Raw genomic sequence first — 259 nt, 5'->3', positions numbered from 1 at the left:
ACGAGGCGGCGGTGATGCAGCGTCAGTTTCTGGATGAACACGGCACGACCCTGGCGGGCCTGATGGCCAACTATGCCGTCGACACCGATCGTTTCCTGAAGGAAGTGCATGACGTGCCGCTGGATTCGGTCGAGCCCAACCCGCGTCTGGCCGAGGCGCTGAAGGCCCTGCCGGGCCGGTGTTTCGTCTTCACCAACGGCGCGCGCGACTATGCGCACCGGGTGCTGGACCGGATCGGCATCGCGGACTGTTTCGCAGG

1 protein-coding gene is annotated in these 259 nt (G+C 65.6%); it reads left to right on the top strand.

Annotated features, from left to right (window positions below):
• Positions 1-11 precede the first annotated feature (11 nt).
• The coding region (locus CVH10_RS21950) for a hypothetical protein (protein WP_219924987.1) at positions 12-259 on the top strand (248 nt) is incomplete at its 3' end.

Origin of the sequence: Halomonas sp. ND22Bw, from assembly GCF_003011945.1 — a bacterium.
In the GTDB taxonomy this organism is placed as follows: domain Bacteria; phylum Pseudomonadota; class Gammaproteobacteria; order Pseudomonadales; family Halomonadaceae; genus Halomonas; species Halomonas halophila.
Note: the sequence above shows the minus strand (reverse complement) of the source record. Positions and strands in the feature narration are given on the sequence as shown.